Source organism: Nocardia farcinica, assembly GCF_001182745.1.
Lineage (GTDB): Bacteria > Actinomycetota > Actinomycetes > Mycobacteriales > Mycobacteriaceae > Nocardia > Nocardia farcinica.
Genome location: NZ_LN868938.1, coordinates 2,861,600 through 2,883,806, shown reverse-complemented (window position 1 = coordinate 2,883,806; position 22,207 = coordinate 2,861,600). Strand labels below are relative to the sequence as shown.

18 protein-coding genes are annotated in these 22,207 nt (G+C 71.0%); 12 read left to right on the top strand and 6 right to left on the bottom strand.

The window, feature by feature from the left end; translation table 11 throughout:
• The first annotated feature begins 66 nt into the window (after positions 1–66).
• From AMO33_RS13790 to AMO33_RS13760, 6 genes are all read left to right on the top strand, one after another.
• Positions 67–2,118, top strand: a complete 2,052-nt coding sequence (locus AMO33_RS13790) for a cytochrome c oxidase assembly protein (RefSeq protein ID WP_060592860.1) — start codon at positions 67–69, stop codon at positions 2,116–2,118.
• Positions 2,115–3,077 (top strand): threonine/serine dehydratase, encoded by a 963-nt coding sequence (locus AMO33_RS13785; RefSeq protein ID WP_011207833.1) that lies wholly within the window; start codon positions 2,115–2,117, stop codon positions 3,075–3,077. The genes AMO33_RS13790 and AMO33_RS13785 overlap by 4 nt, the downstream gene beginning before the upstream one ends.
• Positions 3,078–3,547: 470 nt before the next feature.
• Positions 3,548–5,224: an energy-dependent translational throttle protein EttA gene (ettA, locus tag AMO33_RS13775; RefSeq protein WP_011207835.1), complete on the top strand. Its 1,677-nt coding sequence runs from the start codon at positions 3,548–3,550 to the stop codon at positions 5,222–5,224.
• Positions 5,225–5,564: 340 nt separating this feature from the next.
• Positions 5,565–10,463, top strand: coding sequence for an NAD-glutamate dehydrogenase (locus AMO33_RS13770; RefSeq protein WP_060592858.1), 4,899 nt, complete (start codon positions 5,565–5,567; stop codon positions 10,461–10,463).
• A gap of 313 nt (positions 10,464–10,776) precedes the next feature.
• Positions 10,777–11,151, top strand: coding sequence for an acyl-CoA thioesterase (locus AMO33_RS13765; protein ID WP_050768235.1), 375 nt, complete (start codon positions 10,777–10,779; stop codon positions 11,149–11,151).
• Between the two features lie 25 nt (positions 11,152–11,176).
• Positions 11,177–11,842, top strand: a complete 666-nt coding sequence (locus AMO33_RS13760) for a hypothetical protein (RefSeq protein ID WP_060592857.1) — start codon at positions 11,177–11,179, stop codon at positions 11,840–11,842.
• Positions 11,843–11,925: 83 nt separating this feature from the next.
• Here AMO33_RS13760 and AMO33_RS13755 read toward each other — a convergent pair whose 3' ends face one another.
• Together AMO33_RS13755 and AMO33_RS13750 are read right to left on the bottom strand one after the other, a co-directional pair.
• Complete coding sequence (locus AMO33_RS13755; RefSeq protein ID WP_011207839.1) at positions 11,926–12,237, bottom strand: AzlD domain-containing protein; 312 nt, start codon at positions 12,235–12,237, stop codon at positions 11,926–11,928.
• Positions 12,234–12,950, bottom strand: coding sequence for an AzlC family ABC transporter permease (locus AMO33_RS13750; RefSeq protein ID WP_060592856.1), 717 nt, complete (start codon positions 12,948–12,950; stop codon positions 12,234–12,236). Before AMO33_RS13750 ends, AMO33_RS13755 begins: the two co-directional genes overlap by 4 nt.
• A 76-nt stretch (positions 12,951–13,026) precedes the next feature.
• Here AMO33_RS13750 and AMO33_RS13745 point away from each other — a divergent pair, with 76 nt between their 5' ends.
• Positions 13,027–13,590, top strand: a complete 564-nt coding sequence (locus tag AMO33_RS13745; RefSeq protein ID WP_011207841.1) for a helix-turn-helix domain-containing protein — start codon at positions 13,027–13,029, stop codon at positions 13,588–13,590.
• Positions 13,591–13,669: 79 nt separating this feature from the next.
• Here AMO33_RS13745 and AMO33_RS13740 read toward each other — a convergent pair whose 3' ends face one another.
• On the bottom strand, positions 13,670–14,401 hold the full coding sequence (locus AMO33_RS13740) for an HNH endonuclease (protein ID WP_170916126.1): 732 nt from the start codon (positions 14,399–14,401) through the stop codon (positions 13,670–13,672).
• Between the two features lie 213 nt (positions 14,402–14,614).
• Here AMO33_RS13740 and AMO33_RS13735 point away from each other — a divergent pair, with 213 nt between their 5' ends.
• The 4 genes from AMO33_RS13735 to AMO33_RS13720 all read left to right on the top strand — a co-directional run bounded on the left by AMO33_RS13735 (position 14,615) and on the right by AMO33_RS13720 (position 17,465).
• The gene (locus tag AMO33_RS13735) at positions 14,615–15,019 is read left to right on the top strand and encodes a globin (RefSeq protein WP_011207844.1); all 405 of its coding nucleotides are present in this window, start codon (positions 14,615–14,617) and stop codon (positions 15,017–15,019) included.
• Positions 15,020–15,077: 58 nt separating this feature from the next.
• Entirely contained in the window at positions 15,078–16,673 is a 1,596-nt protein-coding gene (locus tag AMO33_RS13730) for a glycoside hydrolase family 13 protein (RefSeq protein WP_060592855.1), read from the top strand.
• 68 nt (positions 16,674–16,741) lie between these two features.
• Complete coding sequence (gene ctaJ, locus AMO33_RS13725; protein WP_011207846.1) at positions 16,742–17,014, top strand: aa3-type cytochrome oxidase subunit CtaJ; 273 nt, start codon at positions 16,742–16,744, stop codon at positions 17,012–17,014.
• A complete protein-coding gene (locus tag AMO33_RS13720; RefSeq protein ID WP_060592854.1) occupies positions 17,001–17,465 on the top strand; it encodes a DUF5130 domain-containing protein in 465 nt (154 codons plus the stop codon). Before ctaJ ends, AMO33_RS13720 begins: the two co-directional genes overlap by 14 nt.
• Positions 17,466–17,555: 90 nt before the next feature.
• On the opposite strand, the gene pepN is transcribed toward AMO33_RS13720, so the two are convergent.
• Positions 17,556–20,138: an aminopeptidase N gene (pepN, locus tag AMO33_RS13715; protein WP_060592853.1), complete on the bottom strand. Its 2,583-nt coding sequence runs from the start codon at positions 20,136–20,138 to the stop codon at positions 17,556–17,558.
• A 227-nt stretch (positions 20,139–20,365) separates the two neighbouring features.
• Here pepN and AMO33_RS13710 point away from each other — a divergent pair, with 227 nt between their 5' ends.
• On the top strand, positions 20,366–21,190 hold the full coding sequence (locus AMO33_RS13710; protein ID WP_060592852.1) for a phosphoribosylaminoimidazolesuccinocarboxamide synthase: 825 nt from the start codon (positions 20,366–20,368) through the stop codon (positions 21,188–21,190).
• On the opposite strand, the gene AMO33_RS13705 is transcribed toward AMO33_RS13710, so the two are convergent.
• Together AMO33_RS13705 and AMO33_RS13700 are read right to left on the bottom strand one after the other, a co-directional pair.
• Positions 21,157–21,672 carry an NUDIX domain-containing protein gene (locus tag AMO33_RS13705; protein ID WP_060592851.1) on the bottom strand — a complete coding sequence of 172 codons (516 nt, stop codon included), beginning with the start codon at positions 21,670–21,672 and terminating at the stop codon, positions 21,157–21,159. The two genes, AMO33_RS13710 and AMO33_RS13705, sit on opposite strands and share 34 nt — an antisense overlap.
• A gap of 25 nt (positions 21,673–21,697) precedes the next feature.
• Positions 21,698–22,207, bottom strand: a complete 510-nt coding sequence (locus tag AMO33_RS13700; protein WP_060592850.1) for a hypothetical protein — start codon at positions 22,205–22,207, stop codon at positions 21,698–21,700.

Genomic DNA, 22,207 nt, shown 5'->3' with positions numbered 1-22,207 from the left:
CGAACTCGTTCCGAGGTCGCAAACCCGGCGCGCCGGGGGCCCGGCCGTCCAACTACGCTGGGTCGTATGTCGTCACCGCAGGACCCCGCCCCGGCCACCGCCGCGCCGGAGGGTGCCCGGTCGGCGTCGGCGGGGCCGTTCGCCGCCGTGACGGTGGTGGCGGGCGCGATCGCGGCGGTCGTCGCGGCGCTCGTGGTCGGTCTGTCGGCCGCGCAGGCGCTGAGTCTGCTCGGCATCCCCGACCCCGGCGCCCTCACCACCTACGGCCTGCCCGCCGTCCGGGCGCTGGCGGACCTGTTCGCCGCCCTCACCGTCGGCGCGCTGCTGTGCGCGGCCTTCCTGGTGCCGCCGCAGGCCAACGGCGTGCTCGACGTCGGCGGCTACCGCGCGGTCCGGATGGGGTCGAACTTCGCCCTGGCGTGGGCGGTCTGCGCGGCGCTGCTGGTGCCGCTGACCGTGTCGGACACCACCGGCCAACCCGTCGCCGACATCTGGCGGCCGGAACAGCTGTGGCGGGCGATCGGACAGGTCGACATCGCCGAGGCCTGGCGCACCACGGTGGTGTTCGCGCTGATCGTGGCGGTCGGGGCACGGCTGGCGCTGCGCTGGGGCTGGACGCCGGTGCTGTTCGGTGGCTCGATCCTGACCATGATGCCGCTGGCGTTGACCGGGCACTCCGCCTCGGGCGGCTCGCACGATGTCGCGACCAACAGCCTGATCCTGCACCTGGTCGCGGCCGCGGTCTGGGTCGGCGGACTGTTCGCGGTGCTCGCGCACGCGTTGCGCGGTGGGGCGCACACCGACGTCGCGACCCGGCGGTTCTCGGCGATCGCGACCGTCGCCTTCGTGGTGATCGGGGTCAGCGGCGTGATCAACTCCTGGGTGCGGGTGCCCTTAGACGAGCTGGTCACCACCACCTACGGGCGGCTGGTGCTGGCGAAGGCCGCCGCGCTGGCGATCCTGGGCGTCATCGGCTACCTGCAGCGGCGCTCGGCGTTGCCCGCCCTGGCCGCCGACCCGCGTGACCGGGGCGCGCTGATCCGGTTCGCGGGCGTGGAGGCACTGGTCTTCGCGGCCACCATGGGCCTGGCGGTCGGGCTGGGGCGCACCCCGCCCCCGCCGCCGGTCTCGGTGCCCACCCCGGCGGAGGTGGAACTGGGCTACGACCTGGCCGGGCCGCCGACGGTGGCCAGGATGCTGTTCGACTGGCGCTTCGACCTGATCTTCGGCACCCTCGCGATCGTGCTGGCCGTGCTGTACCTGCTCGGTGTGCGGCGGCTGCACGCCCGCGGCGACTCGTGGCCGGTGGGCCGCACCATCGCCTGGCTCTGCGCCTGCGCGCTGCTACTGGTGACCACGTCCTCGGGGATCGGTCGGTACGCCCCGGCCATGTTCAGCGTGCACATGATGCAGCACATGGCGCTGTCGATGCTGGCGCCGATCCTGTTCGCCCTCGGCGGGGTGGTGACGCTGGCGCTGCGCGCGTTGCCGCCGGCCGGCCGCGGCGGCGTGCCCGGTCCGCGCGAGTGGATCCTGGCCGCGGTGCACAATCCGGTGTCGCGATTCCTGACCCATCCGATCGTGGCCTCGGTGATCTTCGTGGCCGGGTTCTACGCGCTCTACATGGGCGGGATCTACGACACCTTCGTCGACTCGCACGGCGCGCACCTGCTGATGAACCTGCACTTCCTGCTCAGCGGCTACCTGTTCTACTGGGTGGTGATCGGGATCGACCCCAAGCCCCGCCAGGTCGAGCCGTTGACGAAGCTGGGCATGGTGTTCGGCTCCCTGCCGTTCCACGCGTTCTTCGGCGTCGCGCTGATGAGCATGACCACGGTGATGGGCGGCTGGTTCTTCCGCAGCCTGGATCTCGGCTGGAACGGCGACCTGCTCGGCGATCAGCGCACCGGCGGTAGCCTGGCCTGGGCCAGCGGCGAGGTGCCGCTGGTGGTGGTGATGCTGGCGCTGCTGATCCAGTGGTCGCGCAGCGACGAGCGGATGGCCAAGCGCTACGACCGGGCCGCCGAGCGCGACCACGACGCCGAGCTGGCCGCGCACAACGCCATGTTCGCCGAATTGGCCCGCCGCGACGGCGGCGAGCGCGAGGCCCGGTCTTGACCGATCGGGACGGCGCGCTGGTCGCGGGGGAGCACGCCCGGCTGTATCGATCCGATGTCCGCCTCGCGCGGCGCAGGCTGGCCGGGCGGATCCGGAAGACGCCCGTCTTCCACACGAGCGTGGCCGGGCCCGCCGGGCCGGTCCCGGTGACGTTGAAACTCGAGCATCTCCAGCACGCGGGCACCTTCAAGGTGCGCGGCACCCTCAACGCGCTGCTCGCCGCCGACCCGGAGGACCACGTGGTGATCGCCTCGGCGGGCAATTCCGGCATCGCCGCGGCGCTGGCGGCGGCCTGGCTGGGCAAGACGTGCACGGTGGTGGTGCCCGAGTCGGCGCCGCACACCAAGGTGGCCGCGATGTGGTCGCACGGCGCCGAGGTGCTGTGGCACGGCACCACCTACCGCGAGGCCGAGCGGTACGCCGCCGAGCTGGCGGCCGACCGCGGCGCACTGGTGCTGCACGCCTACGACCAGCTCGACGTGATCGCCGGTGCGGGCGTGCTCGCGCTCGAGCTGGAGGAGCAGGTGCGCGGCAGGCCGCCGGTGCTGGTCTCGGTGGGTGGCGGCGGTCTGCTGGCGGGCGTGGCCGCCGCGTTCGGGCGCAGGCAGCGGGTGATCGGGGTGGAGCCGGTCGGCATGCCCGCGCTGCGCGCCGCACTGACGGCCGAACGCCCGGTGGACGTGGGCCCGGCCCGGCCGGTGCTGCATCCGCTGGGCGCCACCCGGGTCGGCGAACTCGCGTTGCGCCTGGCGCGCCGCTACGACGTGCCCGCGCTGCTGGTCACCGAGGAGGCGATCACGACCGCGCGCGAGTACCTGTGGCGTGAGTTCCGGATCGTGGTGGAACTGGCCGGCGCGACCGCGCTGGCCGCGATCCTCAGCGGCGCCTACGTCCCGGCCCCGGGTGAGCGGCCGGTGGTGGTGCTGTGCGGGGCGAACACCGACGCGACCGGTCTCTGAATGCACCGGTTCGTCGTGCACCGGTTCGTCCACAGCCGATCGGTTGTCCCCGATCCGGACATCGGGCCTGCCGGTCACACGCGAGCTCGCCCAGGGTGAACAGGTGCTCACCTTCCGCACGGCCAGCACCGCCCGCAGGCTCGACCACGCCACCGGCGAGTGGCTCGACAGCGGCACGCTGTATCTCACCGTGAGCTGCCGGCGCCGTCGGGCCAGACCTGTCGCGCTGCGTCGCGCAGCCCCGCAGGCACGCCGACACCGGGCACGGCGCGAGTCCGGGGATGCGGAATACTCGGGAGGGATCGAACGCTGAAGATCGTGCACGCGTCGGCGACGGGGTGGGGGTCGATACCGCGGACGCGGCTTCTCCAGCGCCCGATACCACGACGATCGACAGCGCGGCATCCGCGCCCGTGACCGGAACGGCGCTGCTTGGTTCCACCGTTCCCTAGACCGATAGGCTCTCGCATATGGCTGAGTTCATTTATCAAATGAAGAAGGTTCGCAAGGCGCACGGCGACAAAGTCGTGCTCGACGATGTCACCTTGAACTTCCTTCCCGGCGCCAAGATCGGCGTCGTCGGCCCGAACGGCGCCGGTAAATCCAGCGTGCTGAAGATCATGGCCGGACTGGACCAGCCGAACAACGGCGAGGCGTTCCTCGCCCCGGGCGCGACGGTGGGCATCCTGCAGCAGGAGCCGCCCCTCAACGAGGAGAAGACGGTCCGCGGCAACGTCGAGGAGGGCCTCGGCGAGGTCAAGGTCAAGCTGGACCGCTTCAACGAGATCGCCGAACTCATGGCCACCGACTACTCCGACGAGCTGATGGAGGAGATGGGCAAGCTCCAGGAGTACCTGGACCACGCCGACGCGTGGGACGTGGACTCCCAGCTCGAGCAGGCCATGGACGCGCTGCGCTGCCCGCCGCCGGACGAGCCGGTCACCAACCTCTCCGGTGGTGAGCGCCGCCGCGTCGCGCTGTGCAAGCTGCTGCTGAGCAAGCCCGATCTGCTGCTGCTCGACGAGCCGACCAACCACCTCGACGCCGAATCGGTGCTGTGGCTCGAGCAGCACCTGGCCCAGTACCAGGGCGCGGTGCTGGCCGTCACCCACGACCGGTACTTCCTGGACAACGTGGCGGGCTGGATCCTCGAGCTCGACCGCGGCCGGGCCTACCCCTACGAGGGCAACTACTCCACCTACCTGGAGAAGAAGGCCGAGCGCCTGGAGGTGCAGGGCAAGAAGGACCAGAAGCTGCAGAAGCGGCTCAAGGAGGAACTCGCCTGGGTCCGCTCCGGGGCCAAGGCCCGCCAGGCCAAGAACAAGGCGCGCCTGGGTCGCTACGAGGAGATGGCGGCCGAGGCGGAGAAGATGCGCAAGCTCGACTTCGAGGAGATTCAGATCCCCGCGGGCCCGCGGCTGGGCAACGTGGTGGTCGAGGTGGAGCACCTGGACAAGGGCTTCGGCGACCGTCAGCTGATCAAGGATCTGTCGTTCACGTTGCCGCGCAACGGCATCGTGGGCGTCATCGGCCCCAACGGCGTCGGCAAGACCACGCTGTTCAAGACCATCGTCGGTCTCGAACAGCCCGACAGCGGCACCGTCCGCATCGGCGAGACGGTCAAGCTCAGCTATGTCGACCAGAACCGCGCGGGCATCGACCCGAACAAGACGGTGTGGCAGGTCGTCTCCGACGGGCTCGACTACATCGAGGTGGGCCAGCAGGAGATGCCCTCGCGCGCCTACGTCAGCGCCTTCGGCTTCAAGGGCCCCGACCAGCAGAAGCCCGCGGGCGTGCTCTCCGGTGGCGAGCGCAACCGGCTGAACCTGGCGCTGACCCTCAAGCAGGGCGGCAACCTGATCCTGCTCGACGAGCCGACCAACGACCTGGACGTGGAGACGCTGAGTTCGCTGGAGAACGCGCTGGAGAACTTCCCCGGCTGCGCCGTGGTGATCTCCCACGACCGGTGGTTCCTCGACCGCACCTGCACCCACATCCTCGCGTGGGAGGGTGACGCCGACAACGAGGCCAAGTGGTTCTGGTTCGAGGGCAACTTCGAGGCGTACGAGGCGAACAAGATCGAGCGCCTCGGCCCGGAGGCGGCCAGGCCGCACCGGGTGACGCACCGCAAGCTGACCCGCGACTGATCGCGGTCGCCGCGGCGGCACGCGGAGTTCCGCACAGCGGGCGAGACGGTTAACCGTCTCGCCCGCTGTCGTTTTCGTGGGTCGGTCACATTCCCGGATGGAAGTGGCTAGGGTTGATCGCGTGCATGCGCAGGCGCTGTCCGGTTGCCCGGTCGTCCTCACCGCGATCGCCTCGACGTGAGGTAACCGGGGTCCGTTCGGGTGCTGTGCCGGGCACGTGAGAGCCCGGTGATCCAGCGGCGGAACACTGTTTCCGCCGCCGCGTCGGCGCGGCACGGCTACCCTCCGGACCTGCGTCACTTTGTTGCGGAAATCCGATCCGAGGGAGTTGGCGAAGAAAATGACGGTCTCGTCCGAGTTGTCCGGTGCGGCGTGGGCCGCGGGTTTGCCACAGTCGCTGCGCGACGGTCTGGCAACCCTCGAACGGGCGTATTTCCGCCACGTCGACGCGGACGATGTGGACTCTGCGGTCACCGGGGTCTCGCAGATCTTCCGCAGGCATCTCGAGCTCGGGGGCACCCGGTCGCCGGGCCGGGCCCGCATCCGCGTGTACCACCCCGACGACGAGTGCGGTCTCGGCGCCGCCGTGCAGGTGGTCACCGACGACATGCCGCTGCTCGTCGAGTCGGTCACCGCGTCGTTGAACCGTCAGGGCGCCAGTGTGCGCGAGGTGATCCACCCGATCTTCGAGGTCGACCGCGACGACGACGGGCGGTTGCTGGCGGCCGCTCCGCACGAGGTGGACGGCAAACCGGCGGGCACACTGCGCGAATCGTGGATGCACGTCCAGCTACACCCCTCCACCGATCGGGCGGTGTTGGAGCGGATCGAGCAGTCGCTGGCCGCCGTGGTCGAGGACGTGCGCCAGGTGATCGGTGATCGCGAGGCGATCGAACGCGCGCAGAGCAGGCTGGCCGACGAGCTGGACCGGCTGGCCGCCGCGCCGGAGCCGCCGTTCCCCGTCGAGGATCTCGCCGACACCGCCGCGCTGCTGCGTTGGCTGGCCGGCGGGCACTTCACGGTGCTCGGCTTCGCCCGCTACCGCATCCACTCGGTCGGCGGGCACACGGTGTCCGAACCGGTGGAGGGCACCTGCCTCGGGGTGTTGCGGCCCGATGTGGGCACCGATTTCCGGGTCCCGGTCAACGGCATCGACCGGCCGCTGCTGATGCTCACCCAGGGTCTGGTGCCCGCGACCGTGCACCGCTCGGTCTACCCGTACTTCGTCGGGGTCGCCGATGTCGACGCCGCGGGCACGATCGTCGGCGAGCACCTGTTCATCGGCGTGTTCACCGTGACCGCGGTGCACGAGAACGTGCTCGACATCCCGGTGATCCAGCGCCGGGTGCGCACCGCCATCGAGAAGAGCGGGTTCGACCTGGAGTCCTATTCCGGGCAGGCCATGCTCGAGGTGATCCAGTCCTTCCCGCGCACCGAACTGTTCTCCGCCGACGCCGAGACCATGCGGCGCACGGCCGAGGCGGTGCTCAACGTCGGCCTGCGCCGACAGGTGCGGCTGTTCCTGCGCGCGGACACCTACGGCCGGTTCGTCGCCTGCCTGGTGTACCTGCCGCGCGATCGCTACACCACGCAGGTGCGCCTGCGGATGCAGGACATCCTGGTCCGCGAACTCGACGGCGAATCCATCGACTATTCCGCCAGGGTGAGCGAAAGCGAGCTCGCCAGTGTGTATTTCACCGTGCGGATGCGCGACACCCACACCGGCGGCCCGGACCGGGCGGCGATCCTGTCCTACACCGCCGACGAGAACCGCAGACGTATCGAGCGCCTGCTGGCCGAGGCGAGCCACACCTGGGCCGACCACCTCAACGACGAGGTCAACGCCAGCTCGATGCTCGATCCGGCGGTCGTGCAGCGCTACGCGGGCGCCTTCCCGGAGGCCTACAAGCAGGACTTCAGCCCGAACCGCGCGCTGCGCGACATCGCCCGGCTGGAACGGCTCGCCGCCGGTGCCATCGACCAGCATCTCTATCGCAGCCCGGACGCCGAGCCCGGCTCCTGGCGGTTCACCCTCTACATCGGCGGCGCGGGCATTTCGCTGAGCCAGGTGCTGCCGCTGCTGCAGAGCCTGGGCGTCGAGGTGGTCGACGAGCGGCCCTACCGGGTGGCGCTGGACGCCGAGTGCTGGATCTACGATTTCGGCCTGCTGGCCCGCCCGGACCTGCTGCGCACCGCGCTCGACCGTGATCTGGACGCCGAGCTGCTGGAGTCGGTCACCGCCGACACCGGGCACGGCCTGCGCGACCGGTTCACCGAGGCCTTCGCGGCGATGTGGTACGGGCGCGCCGAGGCCGACGGGCTCAACGAGCTGGTGCTGCGGGCCCGGCTGTCGTGGCGTGCGGTCTCGATGCTGCGCACCTACGCGAAGTACTTGCAACAGGCCGGTTTTCCGTACAGCCAGACCAACATCGCGCGCGTGCTGCTGGCCTACCCGGACATCGCCGGGCTGCTGGTGGACCTGTTCGCGGCCCGCTTCGACCCCGACACCGTCTCCGCCGAACGCGCCACCGAGCTGGAGGCCGCGGTGCGCGAACGCATCGACCGCGTGGTCAGCCTGGACGCCGACCGCATCCTGCGCGCCATCCTCGGCCTGATCAAAGCCACCCTGCGCACCAACTACTACATGCTCGACGACGCGGGCGTGTCGCGCGACTACGTCTCGATCAAGGTGGAGCCGCGCGAGATCGCCGAATTGCCCAAGCCCAAACCGCAATTCGAGATCTTCGTGTACTCGCCCCGGGTGGAGGGCGTGCACCTGCGCTTCGGGCCGGTCGCGCGCGGCGGCCTGCGCTGGTCGGACCGGCTGGAAGACTTCCGGACCGAGATCCTCGGCCTGGTGAAGGCGCAGGCGGTGAAGAACGCGGTCATCGTGCCGGTGGGCGCGAAGGGCGGGTTCGTGGTCAAGCAGCCGCCGCAGAGCACCGGCGACCCGGCCGCCGACCGGCAGGCGCTCTCCGCCGAGGGCGTGGCCTGCTATCGCACGTTCATCTCCGGCCTGCTCGACCTCACCGACAACGTCGATCTGGCCAGCGGCGCGGTGGTGCCGCCCGCCCGGGTGGTGCGCCGCGACGGCGACGACACCTACCTGGTGGTGGCCGCCGACAAGGGCACCGCGACCTTCTCCGACATCGCCAACGACGTGGCCCGCAGCTACGGCTTCTGGCTCGGCGACGCCTTCGCCTCCGGCGGGTCGGCGGGCTACGACCACAAGGCGATGGGCATCACCGCGCGGGGCGCGTGGGAGAGCGTCAAGCGGCACTTCCGCGAAATGGGCATCGACACCCAGAGCGAGGACTTCACCGTCGTCGGCATCGGTGACATGAGCGGCGACGTGTTCGGCAACGGCATGCTGCTCTCCGAGCACATCCGGCTGGTCGCCGCGTTCGACCACCGGCACATCTTCCTCGACCCCGACCCCGATGCCGCCCGGTCCTACCGGGAGCGGCAGCGCCTGTTCGCGCTGCCGCGCTCGTCCTGGGCCGACTACGACACCTCGCTGATCAGCGCGGGCGGCGGCGTGTGGGATCGGACGGTGAAATCGGTGCCGATCAGCCCGCAGGCCAGGGCCGCGCTCGGCCTGCCCGACGACGTGGTCTCGCTCGCGCCGCCGGAACTGGTGCGCGCGATCCTGCTGGCGCCGGTGCAACTGCTGTGGAACGGCGGTATCGGCACCTACATCAAGGCCACCGACGAGACCAACGCCGAGGTCGGCGACAAGTCCAACGACCCGGTGCGGGTGAACGGAAAAGACCTGCGGGTCCGGGTGATCGGTGAGGGCGGCAACCTCGGCGCCACCGCGCGCGGACGTATCGAGTTCTGCCGCAACGGCGGCAAGATGAACACCGACGCGCTGGACAACTCCGCGGGCGTGGACTGCTCCGATCACGAGGTCAACATCAAGGTGCTGCTCGACGGTGTGGTCAGCGCGGGACTGCTGCCCGCGGCCGAACGCAACCCGCTGCTGGCCTCGATGACCGACGAGGTCGCGGACATGGTGTTGCGCGACAACGTGTCCCAGAACTTCCTGATGGGCATCTCGCGGTTCGAGGCGCCGCGGATGACGAATGTGAACATGCGCCTGATCACCGACCTCGAGCAGCGTCGCGGCCTGGACCGCGAGCTGGAGGCGCTGCCGTCGAACGCGGAGCTGAAGCGCCGCCGCGACAACGGCGAAGGGCTGGTCTCCCCGGAGCTGGCCAATCTCATGGCGCACGTGAAGCTCTCGCTCAAGGCCGACCTGCTCGACTCCGATCTGCCGGATCAGGGGTATTTCGCGGCGCGGCTGCCGGAGTACTTCCCGACGCCGCTGCGCACCCGGTTCGGCGGTGCCATCAAGAAGCACCGGCTGCGCCGCGAGATCGTCACCACGATGATCGTCAACGAGATGGTCGACTACGGCGGCATCAGCTACGCCTTCCGGCTCAACGAGGAGAGCGGCGCGAGCACCACCGACGCGGTGCGCGCCTTCGCCGCGGCCGGTGCGATCTTCGATCTGCCCGCCATGTGGGAGCGCATCCGCTCGGCCGACATCCCGGTGGTGGTGCGCGACGAGCTCGAACTCGAGACCAAGCGCACACTGGACCGGGCCTCGCGGTGGCTGCTCAACAACCGGCCCCAGCCGATCGCGGTCGGCGCGGAGATCAACCGCTATGCCGACGGCGTGCGCGAACTCGCACCGAAGGTGCCGACCTGGCTGCGCGGCCATCATGTGGCCACGCTCACCGACCAGTCGGCCGAGCTCGTCGCGCGCGGGGCGCCGCTGGAGCTGGCCACCGAGGTGTTCGGCCTGCTGAATCTGTTCCCGCTGCTGGACATTCTCGACATCGCCGACATCACCGACCGGGACGGCGACGAGGTGGGCGCGCTGTACTACGCGCTCAACGATCACCTCAAGATCGATTGGCTGCTGCAGGCGGTGACCCATCTCGAGCGCGGCGACCGCTGGCACGCGCTGGCCAGGCTCGCGGTGCGCGACGACATGTACGGCTCGTTGCGCTCGCTGACCCTGGACGTGCTCTCCGCCGGCGATCCGGAGGAGACCGCCGACGAGAAGATCGCCTACTGGGAGTCGAAGAACCAGTCCAGGCTGGGCCGGGCGCGCGCGGCGCTGGCCGAGCTGTTCGAATCCGGCGCGCACGATCTGGCCAGTCTGTCGGTGGCCTCGCGGCAGGTGCGCAGCATGGTCAGCGGTGTGGGAGCGCAGTCACCGGGCGCCTGACGGACTGGGTAGATGTCACAATCGCGCGCCCCGGAGCGGCCGCGGGGCGCGCGAGTGCCCTACCCTTGATGCCGACAGTCCGGTCCGGCCCGTATGCGGCCGGACCGGGATCGGTTCGTTTCGCCCGCAGACCGCCGTAGGTCTCGGCACGCCGCCCATGACGCGTCGGCACGGAGTCCGGTGCGCCGGATGCGGGCGCCCCACGGAGGTACCACACGTGACGAGTTCGTCCAACGGCAACGGGCAGGTGCACCGCGACACCCTGGTGCTGCCCAAGCGTTTCCATACCAAGGTGGACATCCGCTGGTCCGACATGGACGTGTTCCAGCACGTCAACCACGCGCGCATGGTCACCCTGCTGGAGGAGGCGCGCATCCCGTGGCTGTTCGAGGACGGCAGGCCCACCGCGGGCATGCGCGAGGGCTGCGTGCTCGCCGACCTGCGGGTGCGCTACCGCGGTCAGCTGCGCCACGAGGACACCCCGCTCGACATCGCGATGTGGATCGAGCAGTTGCGCGCGGTCGACTTCACCGTCGGGTACGAGGTGCGGGCCAACGGCGCCGCGCCGGATTCGCCCGCCGCGGTGGTGGCGTCCACGCAGATCGCCGCCTTCGACATCAAGACCCAGCGGCTGCGCAGGCTCACCGCGCCCGAGCGCGAGTACCTGTCCGAGTGGATGGACAAGTGAGCTCGGTGCGGCGGGCCGCCCGCCGATGACCGCGCAGCGGGTTCTGCACGTCCCCGATCCGGCCGAGCGAGAGAACCTGGCCACGTTTCTCGGCCACGCGCTGCGATTGGACGAGGCCGCGCCGGTGCGGCTGCGCCGACGCGGGCAGCGGCACGTCGCGGCCTGGGTGGCCACCGGGTTCGAGACGCTGGCGGCGCGCACCGTGGCCGCCGATCTCGGCGTGGACGACGTGACGGTCGGCGCCGACGTGGTGTTGGCGGGTCTGTCCGGGGGCGATCCCGTCGACCTCGGCTACTCGATGGATTCGGCCTGGCGTGGTGCGCTCCCGCCGCAGGACGGATTCGCCCACGTCGACGACGTGCCCGCCCGCACGCTGGTCGAACTGGCCGAGCGCGGGGTCGAAGTCGCCAGGGAGCACGGCAGCAGGCACGGTCCGCCGGCCGGGCTGCTGGACCAGACGGTGCTGACCGTCTCGGGCGCCGGTCTCGAGGTGCAGGTGCCGATGCGGGTCGTGTTCGCCCTCACCGCCATGGATTTCGTGCCGCATTCGGGGGAGAAGGCCGAGCCGCACCGGATCCCGGCGACGGAGATCGTGCGGGTGCGCGCGACCGCGACCTGGTTGCGACTGGATGCGCGATACGGATCGGTCGCGCGGCGGCGCGGCGGCGGGATCCCGCTGCTGCCCGGCTGAGCACGAGCCGTCACCCCGGCCGGCCGCGCCGACGGGCCCGGGGCAGCGGGCTCGGCGGGAACAGGTCGAGCGCGGGCGTGCGGTCAGTGCAGGCCGAGGGCCCGCAGCAGTGCCGTCGTGGCCGCCGCGGCCAGGATGACGACGAGCAGCGGGGCGCGTCGCCACGCGAGCACGCCCGCGACCGCGACGCCCGCGGGCAGGGCCACGCCCACCTTGTCGGTGCCGAACGGCAGCGTCGTGACGGCGACGAGGGCCGCGAGCAACACCACCGCGCCGATCTCCAGGACGCGGCGGGCGCGTTCGGGAAAGCGCACGCGGCTGCGCAGCGCCGGCCCCGCCCAGCGGAACGCGTACGTGCCCGCGGCGAGCGCGACGACTCCGGCGACGAGGGTCATGACGCCTCCGCGACGGACTCGGCCCGCGCGGGCGCGGGTTCCGCGGACTTCAGCCGCAGCGCGGCATAGATCACACCCGACAGGGCCAGCAGCACCGGCAGGCCCGCGGGCAGGAACGGCGCGCTGAGCAGGGCGATCGCGGTGCCGACGGCGACCGCGCCGAAGGTCGTGCGGTCCCGCAGCGCGGGGATGACCAAGGCCAGCAGTACGGCGGGGAAGACCGCGTCCAGCCCGAGCGCGCCGGTGTCGGGGACGAGCGTGCCGATCAGCACGCCGAGCGCCGCGCCGACCGGCCAGACCAGCAGCACGCCGAGTCCGCACGCCCAGTACACCGCCCGGCGCCTGCGGGTGTCGGATTCGGCCAGCGCCATCGCGACGGCCTCGTCGTTCATCACGTGCACCCCGATCAGCCGCCGCCAGCCGGTGCCCACCGCGTCGGGCACCGACAGCCCGTAGGGCAGGTGCCGCGCGTTGACCAGCAGCCCGGCCAGCACGGCGGCGACGGGACTGCCGCCCGCGGCGAGGATGCCGAGGAACAGGAACTCCGCGCCACCGGCGAGCACGACGGTGCCCAGCACGATCGGCAGCCAGGCGGGGAAGCCCGCGGCCACCGCCGTCGTACCGTAGGAGATGCCGATGACGCCGACGGCGAGGCACACCGCCGCGATGCCGAGGCCGGTCTCCCGATCGAGTGTTCGCCAGATCGAACGCATGTCTTTTATAGTGAACATGGCGGGCCGGTTCGTCAATGTGATTTCCTGTTGGCCGACCGGGACCCGAGGGAGAGAGATGGCCAACGACGACACGGCGACACCGCAGGCGGTGATCGCGGCCTCGCTGCGCCGCGAGCGCACCCGCGCCGGCCTGTCGCTCAGTGAGGTCGCCGCGCGCGCCGGCATCGCGAAATCGACACTCTCGCAACTCGAATCGGGCAGCGGGAACCCGAGCCTGGAAACCCTGTGGGCGCTGTGCGTGGCGCTGGACATGCCGTTCTCGCGCCTGCTCGATCCGCCGCGGCCGGTGGTGCACGTCATCCGCGCGGGGGAGGGGCCCGCGGTCGCCGCCGAGCGCTCGGACTACCACGCGACACTGCTGGCGGCGGGACCGTCGAACACCCGGCGCGACCTGTTCCGCATCACCGCCGAGCCGGGTCAGCCCCGCGAATCCCAGCCGCACATCCCCGGCGTGATCGAGCACATCCTGCTCGCCGCGGGCCGGGCCCTGGTCGGACCGACCGGCGAACCGGTGGAACTGGCACCCGGCGACTACATCGCCTACCCGGGCGACGCCCCGCACGTGTTCGAGGCACTCGAACCGGGCACCTGGGCGACCCTGGTCATCGAGTACGCCTAGTCCTGGGCGGTACCTGATCGCGCCTGTGCGGGGCGGCCTGCGTGGTGACGCTCCGCTGCCTCTCCGGTCGCCGACCCGCTCAGGCAGCGCCCTCGCCCAGGTACTGCAACCACACCGGGTCGAGTTCGGCGGTGGTGGACAGCAGGCGCCAGTGCGGGCCCTTCGGCGAGACCAGCGGGGCCCGCAGCGTCCAGCCCAGCTCGCTGAGCAGCTTGTCGGCCTTGCGATGGTTGCAGGGCGCGCAACTGGCGACGCAGTTCTCCCAGGAATGCTCACCGCCGCGGCTGCGCGGCACGACGTGATCGATCGTCTCGGCCTTGCCACCGCAGTACCCGCAGCGATACCGGTCGCGGTGCATGAGCGCGGCCCTGGTCATCGGCACGCGGGCCCGGTAGGGCACCCGGACGTAGGTGCGCAGCCGGATCACCGACGGTACCGCGACCTCCGCACCCGCCGAATGCACGACCGGACCTTCGGGATTGTGGTGAACGGTGTCGGCCTTGTCGCAGATCAGCAGGACGACCGCGCGACGGGCGGACAGGGCGGTCAGCGGCTCGTAGGTGGCGTTCAACAGCAGCACCCGGCGCTTGGACCAGTTGATCGAGGGGGTGTCGGTCGTCGGGGAGCGGACGGCCGTCAGATGGGGGCCGTGCTCGGGACGGCGCGCGGGCGCACCGGACGGGTGGGCGCCGGGATCGTAATCGGACAGGATGTGCAGCGGAGTAGCCCCCGACCCACGATTGTGGACGTCGGCGGGCTTCAGTTGTCGGTGAGTCCTGGCCTCATGTGATCGGCCGTGCCGCTGCTTCATGGTTGACCCCGATTTCGTCGTCTCGAGGCGGAAAGACTGCCACCAATATGACCACGGAACCGGCCCGTTTGCACGGTGATTTCGCACAATGTTCGGTGAACTGCCGCTGAAGAGCCGCCCTCGCGCCACCCGCGCGCCGGTCACCGCACGGCGGGCGGTGCGCGGCTGCGGGCACAATGGGATGCGGCCGAGCAGTGCGAGCGAGAGGATCTGATGAGTTCCGGCGAACAGACGGCGACCTCCTTCTACGAGGCGGTCGGTGGTGCCGAGACCTTCCGGCGCCTCGTCGCGGCGTTCTACCGCGAGGTGGCCGCCGACGAGATCCTGCGCCCGCTCTACCCGGAGGAGGACCTCGGTCCCGCCGAACGCAGGCTCCGCATGTTCCTCGAGCAGTACTGGGGCGGCCCGCGCACCTACTCCGACGAGCGCGGACACCCGCGGCTGCGGATGCGGCACATGCCGTTCAAGGTGGGCCCGCTCGAGCGGGACGCCTGGCTGCGCTGCATGCGGATCGCGGTGGCCGAGCTCGAGCCGGAAGTCCTCGACGACGAGCACCGCAAGGCGCTGCTGGACTACCTGGAGATGGCCGCGCACTCGCTGATGAATTCGCCGATCTGACTGTGCCGCGGCTCCGCTCCGTTGCGAATTCGTCGGCGGGCTTTGGCACTATGGCGATGTGACAGCGACACCTGCCGTGCCGGATGATCCTCGTCGTTCCTGGTGGCGGTCCGCCGTGTTCTATCAGGTCTACCCGCGCTCGTTCGCCGATTCCGACGGTGACGGCGTCGGCGATCTCGGGGGCGTGCGCGAGAAGCTCGGCTACCTGGAACTGCTCGGGGTGAACGCCCTGTGGATCTGTCCGGTGATGCGGTCGCCGATGGCAGACGGCGGCTACGACGTGTCCGACCCCCGCGACATCGACCCCCTCTTCGGCGGCATGGCGGCGATGGACGCGCTGATCGCCGAGGCGCACGCGCGCGACATCAAGGTCACCATGGACCTGGTGCCCAACCACACCAGCGACCGGCACCCCTGGTTCGCCGAGGCGCTGCGGTCCGCGCCGGGCAGCCCCGCCCGCGCCCTCTACATCTTCCGCGACGGCCGCGGCCCGGACGGCTCGCTGCCGCCGAACAACTGGCCGAGCATCTTCGGCGGCCCGGCCTGGACCCGCGTCACCGAACCCGACGGCACCCCCGGGCAGTGGTACCTGCACCTGTTCGCCCGCGAACAGCCCGACCTGAACTGGGAGAATCCCGAGGTCGTCGCCGATTTCGAGAAGACGCTGCGGTTCTGGCTGGACCGGGGTGTCGACGGATTCCGCATCGATGTCGCGCACGGGATGGCCAAGCCCGCCGACCTGCCCGACATGGCCGAGGTCTCGACCAAGATGCTCATCCACGACGACAGCGACCCGCGGTTCAACAACCCCGGCGTGCACGACATCCACCGCCGCATCCGCAAGGTGCTCGACGAATACCCGCACGCGGTGTCCATCGGTGAGGTGTGGGTGGACGACAACACCCGCTTCGGCGAGTACGTGCGCCCCGACGAACTGCACCTGGCGTTCAACTTCCGGCTGGCCGAGACCCCGTTCCGGGCCGAGGCGGTACGCGAGGCGATCGAGAACTCGCTGGCCGCGGTGGCCGAGGTCGGCGCCCCACCCACCTGGACGCTGTCCAACCACGACATCGAACGCGAGGTGACCCGCTACGGCGGCGGCGCGCGCGGGGTGGCGCGGGCCAGGGCGATGATCCTGGTCGAGCTGGCGCTGCCGGGCGCGGTGTTCCTCTACAACGGGTCCGAACTGGGCCTGCCCAATGTGGACGACCTGCCCGAGGAGGTGTTGCAGGACCCGGTGTGGGAGCGCTCCGGCCACACCGAGCGCGGCCGCGACGGCTGCCGGGTGCCGCTGCCCTGGGAAGGGGAGCGGCCGCCGTTCGGCTTCACCCGCGCCGAGCGGTCCTGGCTGCCCATTCCACCCGAATGGGCCGACCTCACCGTCGAAGCCCAGCTCGAACGCCTCGACTCCACCCTGTGCCTGTACCGCATGGCCGTCGACCTGCGCGGTACCCGCCCGGAATTCGCCGGCGAGGGCCTGGAATGGTACGGCTCCCCACCCGGCCGCCTCGCCTTCCGCCGCCCCGGCGGCCTGGTCTGCGTCCTCAACACCACCGAGGAACCCATCCCCCTCCCCCCGGGCGAACCCCTCCTCACCAGCACCCCCCTCGACAACGGCCACCTCCCCCCGGACGCCGCCGCCTGGCTCGTCTGACCAGGACACCCGATGCAGTCTGCCGACCGGACGCGCGTCTACTACACAGCATCGTCTACCTTTGATCCGTGAGCATTCTCGAGACAGTGCTGATCTTCGTCGGCATCCCGCTGGTGATCTACGCGGCGATCGCCGGATTGTCGTTTCTCGGTAAGCCGCTGCCCGGCGAGAAGCCGGTTCACTTCGAACTGGGACAGAAGTGGACTCACGCGCCGGTGCTGTGGAGTGCCACCGACGAGGTGACCGGGCACGGTCACCACGACACCGCACCGCATGGCAGCCATGCGGCTATCGAATCCGCCCAGGAGCTGATCGGAGGCCGGGCAAGTGGCAAGTTCTAAGTGGCCCGCGGTGGTCGAGGCCGACCTTCCGCACGGATACGCCCTCATGAGCAGCGGCCGGATCTCCGGCGTGCACGAGGCCGGTGACGTGTTCCGCGAGGCGCCGTTCAGCGACGACGAGCGGCTGGCCGTGGACAACGCGCTGACCGAGGCGACCCGGGCGACGAAGGTCCGGTTCAACATCTACATCGGCGATCTGGGCCTGGACCCGGCCGCCGCGGTGGACGAGCTGTTCCCGACCACCCCCGAGGCGGCGCGTTCGGTGCTCATCGCCGTCTCGCCCAACGACAAGGCGATCGAGGTGCGCTCCGGCCGCGACATCGCCGACCGCGCCAACGACCGGATCTGCCAGCTCGGCGTCACCGCCGCGCTCAGCTCGATCCGGCAGGGCAAGCTCGTCGACGGACTGGTCTCCGCGGTGCGCGTGATGGCGGCCGCGATCGGTCGCTGATCGACACTCGCGCACGACGGCGCGCCCATCCGCGAGGGTGGGCGCGCCGTCGCCGTTCCGGGGCCTGTCCGGCGTCCGCCGTTCCCGGGCCTACCGGGCGTCGAAGGCGCGGGCCCGCAGCGCCCGCTCGACACCGGCCTTGCCCTCCGACACCAGCCGCCGCAGCGCGGGCGGATGGTCACCGGCGAGGAACTTGTCGGCCACCGCGACCGCCTCGGCGCTGATCGCCCACGCCGGGTAGAGCCCCACCACCACGGTCTGCGCGACCTCGCTGGAGCGGCGTTCCCACACCGCCGGGATGTCGGCGAAGTACCGCTCCACATACGGTGCGAGCAGCTCGCCCTGACCGACCGGGGCGAATCCGCCGACGATCGAGCGCGCGGTGATGTTGGGGACGGTGTCGTCCTCCATCACGGTCGCCCACGCCGCGGCCTTCACCTCGGCCTGCGGCCGGGCGGTCGCGGCGGCGGCGGCCTGGCGCTTGCCCGCCGCGGTCGGGTCGGCGGCCAGCTCCCGGTCGATGACCGGGGTCTCCAGCCCGTCGGCGTCGATCTCGCCCGCCGCGGCCAGCGCGGTCACCAGCCGCCAGCGCAGATCGGTGTCGACGGTCAGCCCGGCCAGGCCCACGGCGGCCGGGTCGCCGTCGAGCAGTTCGGTGAGCACCTCGGTGTGCCGGGCCTCGAGCCGCGCGCCGGTGAGCGCGTTGACGAAGGCCAGCTGATGATCCGACCCCGGCTCGGCCTCGCGCGCCAGTTCGAGCAGCCGGTCGGCGAATTCGGTCCAGCCGACGCCCTCGGCCCAGGCCGGGTCGGCGTAGCCGGCCAGCGCCGTGTGCGCCTGCATGAGCAGCCGCTGCACCACGCCGATCTCGGTCTCCGCCCCCACCCCGCGCTGCACCAGCGCGACGAAATCGCGAGCGCGGAACTCAGCCTGCCTGGTCATCTCCCAGGCCGCCGACCAGGCCAGGGTGCGCGGCAGCGGCTCGGCGATGTCGGCGATCCGGTTGACCAGCACGTCCAGCGACTCCGGGTCCAGCCGCACCGAGCAGTAGGTGAGGTCGTCGTCGTTGACCAGCACCAGCTTGCCGCGCGCGACGCCCTGCAATTCGGGCACCTCGGTGCGCTCGGCGGCGTCGAGGTCGAGTTCGACGCGGTGCGTGCGCACCAGCTTGCCGTCCTGATCGTCGTAGACACCGACCGCGAGCCGGTGCACGCGGCGCTCCCCGGCGCCGGGCTGTGCGCCCTCCTGCACCACCGCGAACGAGGTGAACCGGCCGTCGGCGTCGACGTCGAACTCCGGGCGCAGGATGTTCAGGCCGGTGGTCTTGAGCCACTGCGCGCCCCACGTGGACAGGTCGCGGCCGGAGGACTTCTCCAGTGCCGTCAGCAGGTCGTCGAAGGTGGCGTTGCCGTAGGCGTGTTCGGCGAAGTACGCGCGCAGCCCGGCCAGGAAGGGCTCGAGCCCGACATAGGCGACCAGCTGCTTGAGCACGCTGGCGCCCTTGGCGTAGGTGATGCCGTCGAAGTTGACCTCCACCGCGGCCAGGTCCGGGATGTCGGCGGCGATGGGGTGGGTGGAGGGCAGCTGATCCTGGCGATAGGCCCACGACTTCTCCACATTGGCGAAGGTGGTCCAGGCACTGGTGTATTCGGTGGCCTCGGCCTGGCACAGCACCGAGGCGAAGGTGGCGAACGACTCGTTCAGCCACAGGTCGTCCCACCACTTCATGGTGACCAGGTCGCCGAACCACATGTGCGCCATCTCGTGCAGCACGGTCTCGGCGCGCCGCTCGTAGGAGGCGCGGGTGACCTTGGAGCGGAAGACGTAGTCCTCGAGGAAGGTGACCGCGCCCGCGTTCTCCATCGCGCCCGCGTTGAACTCCGGCACGAACAGCTGGTCGTACTTGCCGAAGGCGTAGGGCACGCCGAAGTTGCGGTGGTAGAAGCCGAAGCCCTGCTTGGTCTCGGTGAACAGCCGCTCGGCGTCCATGTGCTCGGCCAGCGAGGCGCGGCAGTACAGGCCGAGCGGGATGTCGCCGTGCTCGTCGCGGTAGGTGTCGGTCCATTTGGCGTAGGGGCCGGCGATCATGGCGACCAGGTAGGTGCTCATTCGCGGGGTGGTGGCGAAGGTGTGCACGGCGACCTCGCCGACCTCGGTGCGCCCGCCCGCACCGTTGGAGACGACCTCCCAGTCCAGCGGCGCGGTGGCGGTGATGTCGAAGGTGGCCTTGAGGTCGGGCTGGTCGAAGCAGGCGAACATCCGCTTGGCGTCGGCGGTCTCGAACTGCGAGTACAGGTAGACCTTGCCGTCGGCCGGGTCGACGAAGCGGTGCAGGCCCTCGCCGGTGTGCGAGTACTCGCAGTCGGCCTCCACGACCAGCTCGTTGCGCTCGGCCAGGCCGGGCAGCGTGATACCGGTCGACTCGTCGTAGCCGCTGACGTCGAGCGCGGTGCCGTTGAGCACGGCCGAGCGCACCCGGGCAGCGACGATGTCGATGAAGGTGCTCGCCCCCGGCGTCGCGGTGAAGGTGACCGTCGTGCGGGAACCGAAGGTGCGCACCCCCGACACGTCCGCCGACTGGTCGGTGAGGTCGAGTTCGATGCGATAGTTCTCCACGCGAACCGTGGCGGCGCGCTCGATCGCCTGGTCGCGGGTGAGATTCGGGGCAGACATGGAACTCCTTCGCTCTTCGACGAACACGGCACGGGCGAGCTCGTGGCGGGACGGGCCGGGGCCGGTCCACCCGCGCGGAACTTGTCGGCCAACCCTATCGGCCCGCGGCGGCGGACGGGCGTGACGGCGGGGTCGTGGACCTGGCCGCCGGGCCCGCGCCGGTGCGGGCGGTATGGTTTCTGCGGCCCGGAGGCCGGGCGACAACCCACGGATGCGGAGGCTCGACGGTGAAGCATGTGCACGCCGGGAAGGTGCGTGACCTGTACGAGGACGGCGACACCCTGCTGCTGGTCGCCTCGGATCGGGTCTCGGTGTACGACGTGGTGCTGCCCACGCCGATCCCCGGCAAGGGCGCGCTGCTGACCCAGCTGTCCAACTGGTGGTTCGAGTTCTTCGCCGACATCCCCAACCACATCGTGTCGGCCACCGACGTGCCCGCCGAGTTCGCCGGTCGCGCGGTGCGGGTCAAGCCGCTGCGCATGGTGCAGGTGGAGTGCATCGCGCGCGGCTATCTCACCGGCTCGGGCCTGAAGGAGTACCGGGCGAGCGGCACCGTCTCCGGGGTGGCGTTGCCGCCCGGGCTGCGCGACGGCGACAAGCTGCCCGAACCGATCTTCACCCCGACGAGCAAGGCGTCCGAAGGCCACGACGAGCCCATCACCTTCGCCGACGTGGTGAACCAGGAGGGCCGCGAGGTGGCCGAGCTGCTGCGCGAGCGCACCCTCGAGATCTACCGCCGCGGCGCCGAGCACGCCGCGGGCAACGGCGTCCTGATCGCCGACACCAAGGTCGAATTCGGCTGGGACGGTGACGTGCTCACCCTCGGTGACGAGGTGCTGACCTCCGACTCCTCGCGGTTCTGGCCCGCCGATCAGTGGGAGCCGGGCTGCCCACAGCCTTCCTTCGACAAGCAGTTCGTGCGCGACTGGGCCACGTCCACCGGCTGGGACAAGGAACCGCCCGGCCCGGAGATCCCCGCCGACATCGTCGAGGCCACCCGGTTGAAGTACCAGGAGGCCTACGAGCTGATCACCGGACGGGAATGGTCCTGATCGCCGCGTAGCCGGTCGGCGAGCCGGTCGAGATAGGGGCGTTGCCCGGCGACGAGCTTGTCGTGCGCGGTGGGCAGGTCGAACCAGTCGACCCGGTCGATCTCCGGGAAGGTCGCGGTGCGGCCGGACCGGGGCGGCCACTCCGTCTCGAACGTCCCGGGCACCACCTCGGCCGGGTCAAGGTCGCCGGCCACCGCCCAGGCCGTGAGCACCTTGCGCCCGCGTCCGCTGCCGTAGCGCACCTCGCCGAGGGGAATCCAGGGTCCCTCCGGGACCGGGACGCCCAGTTCCTCGGCGAACTCCCGGCGCGCGGCGACCGTGGACTCCTCCGCGTCCGGCTCGTACTCGCCCTTGGGTATCGACCACGCGCCCGCGTCCTTGCGCGCCCAGAACGGCCCGCCCATGTGCCCGAGCAGGACCAGCACCGTGCCGTGCTCGTCCCGCCGGAACACCAGTACCCCCGCGCTGTGTCTGTCCGTCACACCGGCAGTCTGCCGCACCCCGGTGTCAGGTCCCGCACGCCGGGGAGGTGGCCTGCGCATTGGCGAGCATCTGGCAGGCCCAGGCGAGCTGGAGTTTCCAGCGGCCGCCCTCGGCGACGAAGGGGATCAGGGTGGGCGAGTCGAGCGGTTTGCCGTTGAGGGTCATGTCCGCGGTGGCCTGCAGGGTGGCGTTGCCCAGGTACTCGACGGCGACGATGTTCATGGTGACGGCGTTGGCCTGGGCGGCCTGGGCCATCTTGTCGACCAGTGCCGGATCGGCGTCGGCGCCCTGGACCGCCCCGGCCTTCAGCGAGGCCGGTGTGGCGGGATCGAGGGCGAGCTGGAAACCGGTGTTCAGGTCGGCGGGCGTGGGCAGCGGCACCGGCGGCTGATCGGTGGCCGTCGCGGCGGTGCTCGACCGGGCGGCGGTGCCCGGTGGTGCGGCGCTCGTCGGCTCGGCACCGCCGCAGCCACTCAGCAGCACGGCGGCCGCCACGGCGGCGAGCAGGCAGGCGGGCGTACGGACGCGGGTCAT

Excerpts from the sequence above, each read along its gene's own strand:
- pepN (WP_060592853.1), bottom strand. The coding sequence starts at position 20,138 with ATGTCTGCCCCGAATCTCACCCGCGACCAGGCGATCGAGCGCGCCGCC.
- AMO33_RS13750 (WP_060592856.1), bottom strand. The coding sequence starts at position 12,950 with ATGCGTTCGATCTGGCGAACACTCGATCGGGAGACCGGCCTCGGCATC.
- AMO33_RS13740 (WP_170916126.1), bottom strand. The coding sequence starts at position 14,401 with ATGAAGCAGCGGCACGGCCGATCACATGAGGCCAGGACTCACCGACAA.
- AMO33_RS13745 (WP_011207841.1), top strand. The coding sequence starts at position 13,027 with ATGGCCAACGACGACACGGCGACACCGCAGGCGGTGATCGCGGCCTCG.
- AMO33_RS13770 (WP_060592858.1), top strand. The coding sequence starts at position 5,565 with ATGACGGTCTCGTCCGAGTTGTCCGGTGCGGCGTGGGCCGCGGGTTTG.
- ettA (WP_011207835.1), top strand. The coding sequence starts at position 3,548 with ATGGCTGAGTTCATTTATCAAATGAAGAAGGTTCGCAAGGCGCACGGC.
- AMO33_RS13735 (WP_011207844.1), top strand. The coding sequence starts at position 14,615 with ATGAGTTCCGGCGAACAGACGGCGACCTCCTTCTACGAGGCGGTCGGT.
- AMO33_RS13760 (WP_060592857.1), top strand. The coding sequence starts at position 11,177 with ATGACCGCGCAGCGGGTTCTGCACGTCCCCGATCCGGCCGAGCGAGAG.
- AMO33_RS13765 (WP_050768235.1), top strand. The coding sequence starts at position 10,777 with ATGGACGTGTTCCAGCACGTCAACCACGCGCGCATGGTCACCCTGCTG.
- AMO33_RS13700 (WP_060592850.1), bottom strand. The coding sequence starts at position 22,207 with ATGACCCGCGTCCGTACGCCCGCCTGCCTGCTCGCCGCCGTGGCGGCC.
- AMO33_RS13790 (WP_060592860.1), top strand. The coding sequence starts at position 67 with ATGTCGTCACCGCAGGACCCCGCCCCGGCCACCGCCGCGCCGGAGGGT.
- AMO33_RS13755 (WP_011207839.1), bottom strand. The coding sequence starts at position 12,237 with ATGACCCTCGTCGCCGGAGTCGTCGCGCTCGCCGCGGGCACGTACGCG.